The following is a 6,580-nucleotide window of genomic DNA, read 5'->3' as shown; positions in this document are numbered from 1 at the left end:
CGGCCGCCTTCAGCCGTACCCCCTCGCGGAACTGCTGCCGTTCGGCGGTCAGCCCGCCCCCTTGTGGATACCGCATGCCCCGGTGATACCGCAGGGGACTGCCGCTCGTCAGCCCCTATGACACCACGAGTTCAACCTCAGTAATCGCAGTGCTCGCCCTGGCCATCTGGTCCTTCAATGAACGCGGAGTCCAGCGCCTGGAGTGGAGAGTGGAGGCGGGGAACATGGCCTCCTGGGCCATGGCGGAGAAGGCCGGCTTCGTCAGGGAAGGCGCCCTACGCGCGGCGCTGACCAACAGGAACGGCTCGGCGCCACCACCCACGAGGTCCGGCGAGGGACATCCTTACCGAGGGGGATGGTGTCCGCTCGGGGGACCCACGGGCCCTGGGCGACGTCGGACGTCACCATCGCTGGCACTGAGGAATGCGGCGACGCCCCGCGGGCGGCTGAGAGCGGCCTGCGGGGCGTCGGGGATTGGGCGAGGCTCAGACCGGGCGGATGTTCTCCGCCTGCGGACCCTTCTGGCCCTGGGTGACGTCGAACTCCACCTTCTGGCCCTCTTGGAGCTCGCGGAAGCCCTGGGCAGCGATGTTGGAGTAGTGGGCGAAGACGTCCGGGCCTCCACCGTCCTGCTCGATGAAGCCGAAGCCCTTCTCCGAGTTGAACCACTTCACGATTCCCGTAGCCATGTCTCATGCCTTCCAGCCGACGAACGCCGCCCACACGGTGTGGGAGGCGGAGGTGATCGCCCTGGTTCCTGCGGCACAGCACAGCAAAAAAGCCCACGCCGGAGTCATGGGCAAAGGGAGGATCCGAACCACGACAGCTAACAGGGACGGTACACGCCCGTACCCACTGTGACCACAGGAAACGCCTGACACCCAGGGGCAGATGACCGTCAGGACGTAGAAGGCGCGGCCCGGGCCGGCGGTTCGAGGTCGCCGTAGAAGGCGGCGTGCACAGCGGCGGCCAGTTCGCGGGCCCGCGGTTCGCCGTCCATGTCGTAGAGCACGACGTAGGCAGGGTCGGCGAAGGAGTCGGGGCGGATCTGCCGGGAGTCGATCAGGTAGCTGACGGCTTCGCGGACGGCGTCGTGCCTCGTGGTGTCGAGGGTGTGCTGCGGGGCAGTGAGCGCGTCGGCCTTCACTGTCCACCGCGGGCCCTGGCGCTCGATGGCGACGAACACGACTTGCTGCTCTTTGGCCGCCCGGTACGCGGTGGTGAAGGCGTCCTCGCCGGTCGCGTCCGGGATCCGGTCGGCGGGGCAGGGGATCGGCAGCGGCTGCATGAGCGGCATCCTCGCAGGAGACACGAGGCGCTTCACGTTGGCACGAAGCGTTCCCGTGTCCGCGGGCGGGGCGTTGGGCTCTGTGACACATGCGCCGGTCCGGGCGCCCCACGTCGGGGCCGGTGCGGTCCGCGGCCCCGACTGCGTGCTCTGGCGTCGGGGTCGCGTCAACGGCTCCCGGCTTCCCCTTCCTGCGGCCGTACGACCGAAGGCCCTGGTCCCGAGGGACCAGGGCCTTCGTGCTGCCGGGCGCCGTTCAGTGAGCCCTGGGCTGATGGGGCTGCCGGACCGGTGGGCCCCACCACGGTGTGCCGGCCCGGCAGCCCCGAACCGCAGGTGCCGGGGAGCGTCTGTGGTTCCTCGCGGGTGCGGTGCAGGGTCAGCCTCCGGGCCAGGGGGAGCGGCAGGCGAGAACCGTCCACTCCTTGTCCGGACGGCCGGGCACGAGACGGCCATCGGTCTCCCACCGCCGGGCCAGCTCGCTGAAGATCGGCTCCAGGCCGGAGCGGGGAACCGTTTCCCCGCTCCTCCGCTGGACACCGATGACAGGGGCGGGCCGCATCGTCGTGGACGTGATGGTCATACGGGGTTCAGCGCCGCCCGGCACGGTGGGGTCACCCCTCACGGCGGACGGACTGGCCGCGGGCCACGATGGCCTCGCGCTCGGCGTCGTCGTGCAGCGCGGACAGTGCCTGCCGCCGCAGTGTCACCGCCCGCGCTCTTCCCTTGGCGCAGGCACCTGGACGGCCGGTTTGCTGATGCTGGTGTCGTCCGGCTCGCTCGGCTCGGGCCAGCGGCCGAAAGGGCCCGGGCCGGGCGGGGCAGCGCACTCCGGACCGGTGTGCCCATGATCCGGTTCGGAAGAGGCCGACGGCCTGTGGCCCCGGTCAGGAGCGCTTGGAGAAGCGGTAGATCGCGTACGAGACGCCCAGGATGACGTCCACGGCAGCCCACAGGAAGATCATCAGGCCGACCCCGACCGCGGTGCCCAGATTCTCGGCGTTGTTGCACATCTGCTGGTCGAGCGTCCCGCAGTCGTCGGGAGTTCCGGATCCGGAGCTCGCCCCGACGATCACCCAGAACAGGAAGAGCACCTGGATGGCGAGGAATACCCACAGGAAGACTCGGGACTTCCTTCGTGGTCTCTCCGCTGCCGCGGGCGGTTCGGGGCGCTGCCACTGCGGCGGGTTCTCGTGCGGACTGCTCATGACGATCACACTTCGTTCGCTGCTCGCCCCCTTATGACCGGTGCCGTCACCACGACGGCGTGGTCGTTCTCGCACGGCGTGTACGTCAGCCCAGGCTGCCCCCGAAAGCCCCGCTCATCGCGTCGTTCTCGCTGATCTGGAGGGTGCCCCGGTGGGTGACCTCCACCTTGTAGAAGCCCTGGCCGGTGGGGACGCCGGGGACGAGTACGTCGAAGCGGCACGTCGTTCCTGTTCTGGTCGACTCGCCGAGGCCGCCCGTGGCGATGACCGTTCCGGACGCGTCGTAGACCGTGACCGCCGCGCCTTCGGTGATGTCGTCGAAACCGTCGCTTCCCTCGCATCCGCCTTCGCCGTCGCTGACCACGCTGCTGGTGAGCAGGAACGTGCCAGTCAGCAGGAAGACGGCCGGTGCCGGCGAGGGGCTTGGGGCCTGCGTCATGGGTGACGGTGAGGCAGAGGAACTGGCCGCTTTCGAAGGTGCCGCGTCGGTGCCGGTCAGGGCCCAGAACGCGCCGAGCGCGCCGGCGCCGATGACCGCCCCAGCCAGGACAGCCAGGGCCGTGTTCCGGCGGCCATGCACCGGTCCCTTCGGACCAGATGCCACGGGAAGCGGTTCACCAGGGCCGTCCATGACTTCAGAGTGCGCTCTCCAGCCCGTGCCCGCACGGCCAGAACACTGGTTGCCCGGCCCGAGAGGAATCGGCCCGTCAGGCGGTGTTGCACTGGTGTGGCCTTCGTGCCATTCGGCCCGGGCGGCATCATCGATCACCGTGTCGGGGTCGGGGATCCCGGTGGCTCCGAGGAAGACGACCAGGTCGTGACCGGGGTGCGCCAGACCGAGGACCTCGTCACCTCCGCACCGGCGCATCGTGATCTGCCGGCCCCGAAAGGCCGAGGGCGGTGCACGAGGATCGGCGCGCTGCTCGCCTTCCCGGGCTCCCCGTCCATGCAGGCGGCGGTTGCGCAGTGTTCTCCGCCGACCGTCGGACATTCCGCCTGTTGGTGACGTCCCGTGCTCCTCGCCCGCGCCCGGGGTTGTGGCCGGTCATACTGATGTGCCGTAGCGCGTAGGGGGAGTGGTCGTGCGGGACATGGGGTCGGGATCGGATCTGCCGGAGCACATCGGCAGTTATGCCGTGGAGCGGGAGCTCGGCGCCGGCGGGATGGGGACCGTGTACCTGGCACGGTCGCGGGGCGGCCGTCCCGTGGCCGTCAAGGTCGCCCGTCCCGAGCTGGCCGCCGATCCGCATTTTCCGTGAGCGGTTTCGCGCGGAGGTCGCCGCAGCGCGCAAGGTCGGCGGGTTCCACACGGCTCCGGTCGTGGACGCCGACCCGGAGGCCCCGGCGCCCTGGCTCGCGACCGCGTACGTCCCCGGTCCCACGTTGAGCGGGCTGCTCGCGGAGCAGGGTCCCATGGACGAGGACCGGCTGCGGTTGCTGGGGGCCGCCCCGACGGAAGCACTGCAGGCCATTCACGCCTGCGGGCTCGTCCACCGCGATCTCAAGCCGGGCAACATCATCATGGCCGAGGACGGCCCCCGCGTATTCGACTTCGGGATCGCGCGGGCCGTCGAGTCCACCCGGCTGACCTCCACCGGAGCCGCCTTCGGGACCCCTGGGTTCCTCGCTCCCGACGGTGGGTGAGTCGTGGTGAGCCTGCCGAAAGTGGACTACCCGCGTGAGTAATGCCTCCTCCTTGCGATCCCTAGGGGCTCTAGGTTAAAACTAGGATCCCTAGGATTGAGGAAGGTGCACGATGCGGGCAGGGCTCACGGCGGAGCGGGTGACGGTCGCGGGCGCCGAGTTGGCGGATGAGGTCGGGCTCGACCAGATGACCATGTCGCAGCTGGCGCGGCGACTCGGCGTGAAGGATGCGAGCCTCTACGCGCATGTCCGCGGCCTGGAGGATCTGCGCGGACGGATTGCGTTGCTGGCGGCGGACGAGAAGACGATCCATATCGCGGAGGCCACCTCCGGACGGGCGGGCAAGGACGCGTTGGTCGCGTTTGCCGATGCATGGCGGGAGTACGCCCACCAGCATCCGGGCCGCTACATGGCGACGCAGGCCCCGATCCGGATCGACCCCGAGCTGGCCGCGAAAGCGGCCGGACCGCGGCGCGCGGTCGAGCTGACCTACGGCATGCTCCGCAGCTACGGACTGAGCGAGCCCGACCTGACCGACGCGGTCCGGTTGCTGCGCAGCACGTTCCACGGCTTCGTCTCCTTGGAGGCCGCGGGCGGGTTCGCGCACGAGCGTTCGCCCCAGCAGTCCTGGGTCCGCGCCCTCGACGCCCTCCACACCCTCCTGCAGCACTGGCCCCCGTCCCGAGAAGGAGACTCCGCATGACCGATCCGACCATCGGCAGCCTGCGCGTGAACGGCGCGACCCTCCACTACGAAGTACGCGGCCAGGGCCCGCTCCTGCTGCTGATCCCCGGAGGGACGGGCGGCGCGGCTTCCTTCGACGGCATCGCCGACGACCTGGCCGCTGAATACACCGTCGCGACCTACGACCCGCGCGGCATGTCCCAAAGCGCGACGGACGACCCCGAGGCCGAGCAGAGCGTGGCCGAACACGCCGACGACGCACTGCGGATACTGGACCTACTGTCGCCCGATGAACCTGCCCGGGTGTTCGGCTCCAGTTCGGGCGCGATTGCCGCCCTGCACCTGCTCACCGCCCACCCCGAACGCATCGAACGCCTCGTGGCACACGAGCCGCCGGTAGTGGAGGTCCTGCCGGACGCCCCCGAACACCGCACGCTCATCGCACGCGTACAGGCGACGTTCCACACAGAGGGGCTCATGCCGGCGATGGCCGTCTTCTCCGCGGGCCTCAAGAAGGGCGGCGACACCTCCGAGCCCAAGGCCGAGATCAGCCTTCCACCGCAGGCAGCGGCGCGGGTTGAGCGGACGATGACCAACCTGCCCTACTTCGTTGGGCGCATCGTGCCGAGCTTCATGTCCTACGCCCCGGACATGAACCGGCTGGAGGCACTGTCGGACCGGCTCGTGCTCGCCTGCGGCCAGGACTCGCATGGCGAGCTGCCCTACCGTCCGGCCGTCTACCTGGCCGAGCATCTCGGCACGGAACTCCGGCACTTCCCGGGCGGGCACACCGGCCTGACCACGCACCCTGCCGAGTTCGGCGAGCTCCTCCGGAAGGCATTTCGAGCCTGAACCCGAATCAGACACGCCCGGGGCGGAGGTGTGCGGAGCCGGCGAGCCGTCGGCTCCTTGATGTTGTCCGACCGGTGGTCGGGTAAGGGCCCGGCGCCTGCGCGGTCCACCAGGGAGGCGTATGTGGCGAACACGACGACCGGCCCCTTCCCGGCCCACAGGGCGAGCTGGATCGGGTTGGTGGTACGCCCCCAGCTCGTGCAGTACCAGGTCGTTCTCCAGCGAGCACACCGCGACCATCGGGGCCCGGTGGCCCACCACCCGCCATGCCTGGGCAGTCTGCACGAGCAGGCCCAGGGTCGGCACGGTCACCAGGATCCGCCCGCCCGTGAACGACTCCAGAGCGCACGCGGCCGCCGTGATCGTCTTGCTCGATCCGGTCGCGGACACGATCGTGCCCCGTGCGGGGACACAGATGATCTCGCTGCTCTCGAGCGACTGACTCACGTTGTCAGTGCCGTACTGTTCACTTGGCCGCATGGACGCCTCCGCACTGCGCGCCCGTCTGAACGCCGCCCGGCGCGCACCCGAATTGCACTGCCCGCGCCCACCCCGATCCGTGGACCGACCCCCGTATCGTCAGAGCAGATCTCCTCAGCGCAGCCGGCCATCTTGCTGAAGCCGCGGCGGAACTGCGGGACCTGGGAACCATCGAAGCACGTGAGGAACTTTTAGAGGTCTTGGTCCAGCAAGGACAGGCGCCCGAGGCGATAACCGCTCATCCCACAGTCGCCGAACAGCGTGCCGCCAAGGCAAAGACCGAATCCATCCCTCTCAGGGAGGACGGATACTCCGCGGACCCCCCTTTTAGAGGTCCTAACAGAAGCTGCTGACGGTGTGACTGTCGGCTCAGATGCTCGTTGCTCCTTTCGTGGGGAAGAGGAACTCTCGTCCGTGGATCGTT

7 protein-coding genes and 2 pseudogenes are annotated in these 6,580 nt (G+C 69.5%); 3 read left to right on the top strand and 6 right to left on the bottom strand.

Going from position 1 to position 6,580, the window contains the following annotated elements; translation table 11 throughout:
• Window positions 1–485: 485 nt before the first annotated feature.
• The 5 genes from ACFWUY_RS40200 to ACFWUY_RS40180 all read right to left on the bottom strand — a co-directional run bounded on the left by ACFWUY_RS40200 (window position 486) and on the right by ACFWUY_RS40180 (window position 2,935).
• A complete protein-coding gene (locus ACFWUY_RS40200; RefSeq protein ID WP_030219333.1) occupies window positions 486–689 on the bottom strand; it encodes a cold-shock protein in 204 nt (67 codons plus the stop codon).
• Window positions 690–898: 209 nt separating this feature from the next.
• Window positions 899–1,288, bottom strand: a complete 390-nt coding sequence (locus tag ACFWUY_RS40195) for a hypothetical protein (RefSeq protein WP_384121694.1) — start codon at window positions 1,286–1,288, stop codon at window positions 899–901.
• 379 nt (window positions 1,289–1,667) lie between these two features.
• Window positions 1,668–1,871 (bottom strand): hypothetical protein, encoded by a 204-nt coding sequence (locus ACFWUY_RS40190; protein ID WP_384121691.1) that lies wholly within the window; start codon window positions 1,869–1,871, stop codon window positions 1,668–1,670.
• 304 nt (window positions 1,872–2,175) lie between these two features.
• On the bottom strand, window positions 2,176–2,496 hold the full coding sequence (locus ACFWUY_RS40185) for a hypothetical protein (RefSeq protein WP_384121689.1): 321 nt from the start codon (window positions 2,494–2,496) through the stop codon (window positions 2,176–2,178).
• A gap of 85 nt (window positions 2,497–2,581) precedes the next feature.
• Complete coding sequence (locus ACFWUY_RS40180; protein WP_384121687.1) at window positions 2,582–2,935, bottom strand: hypothetical protein; 354 nt, start codon at window positions 2,933–2,935, stop codon at window positions 2,582–2,584.
• A 652-nt stretch (window positions 2,936–3,587) separates the two neighbouring features.
• Between ACFWUY_RS40180 and ACFWUY_RS40175 the strand changes: the two are divergent.
• The 3 genes and pseudogenes from ACFWUY_RS40175 to ACFWUY_RS40165 all read left to right on the top strand — a co-directional run.
• Window positions 3,588–4,131 (top strand): annotated as a pseudogene (locus ACFWUY_RS40175) (serine/threonine-protein kinase); the annotation flags it as partial.
• 121 nt (window positions 4,132–4,252) lie between these two features.
• Window positions 4,253–4,843, top strand: coding sequence for a TetR/AcrR family transcriptional regulator (locus tag ACFWUY_RS40170; RefSeq protein WP_384121685.1), 591 nt, complete (start codon window positions 4,253–4,255; stop codon window positions 4,841–4,843).
• The gene (locus ACFWUY_RS40165) at window positions 4,840–5,676 is read left to right on the top strand and encodes an alpha/beta fold hydrolase (RefSeq protein ID WP_384121683.1); all 837 of its coding nucleotides are present in this window, start codon (window positions 4,840–4,842) and stop codon (window positions 5,674–5,676) included. The genes ACFWUY_RS40170 and ACFWUY_RS40165 overlap by 4 nt, the downstream gene beginning before the upstream one ends.
• A 101-nt stretch (window positions 5,677–5,777) precedes the next feature.
• On the opposite strand, the pseudogene ACFWUY_RS40160 reads toward ACFWUY_RS40165, so the two are convergent.
• Window positions 5,778–6,156: pseudogene (locus ACFWUY_RS40160) on the bottom strand (DEAD/DEAH box helicase family protein); the annotation flags it as partial.
• Window positions 6,157–6,580: the final 424 nt, after the last annotated feature.

The sequence above is a fragment of the Streptomyces sp. NPDC058664 genome, from assembly GCF_042716635.1.
Classification (GTDB): Bacteria; Actinomycetota; Actinomycetes; order Streptomycetales; family Streptomycetaceae; genus Streptomyces.
The sequence above is the reverse complement of the archived record's forward strand: the minus strand, read 5'-3'. Positions and strand labels throughout refer to the sequence as shown.

Coding starts and splice junctions, on each gene's coding strand:
- ACFWUY_RS40190 (WP_384121691.1), bottom strand. CDS start 1,871: ATGACCATCACGTCCACGACGATGCGGCCCGCCCCTGTCATCGGTGTC.
- ACFWUY_RS40200 (WP_030219333.1), bottom strand. CDS start 689: ATGGCTACGGGAATCGTGAAGTGGTTCAACTCGGAGAAGGGCTTCGGC.
- ACFWUY_RS40185 (WP_384121689.1), bottom strand. CDS start 2,496: ATGAGCAGTCCGCACGAGAACCCGCCGCAGTGGCAGCGCCCCGAACCG.
- ACFWUY_RS40170 (WP_384121685.1), top strand. CDS start 4,253: ATGCGGGCAGGGCTCACGGCGGAGCGGGTGACGGTCGCGGGCGCCGAG.
- ACFWUY_RS40180 (WP_384121687.1), bottom strand. CDS start 2,935: ATGACGCAGGCCCCAAGCCCCTCGCCGGCACCGGCCGTCTTCCTGCTG.
- ACFWUY_RS40165 (WP_384121683.1), top strand. CDS start 4,840: ATGACCGATCCGACCATCGGCAGCCTGCGCGTGAACGGCGCGACCCTC.
- ACFWUY_RS40195 (WP_384121694.1), bottom strand. CDS start 1,288: ATGCAGCCGCTGCCGATCCCCTGCCCCGCCGACCGGATCCCGGACGCG.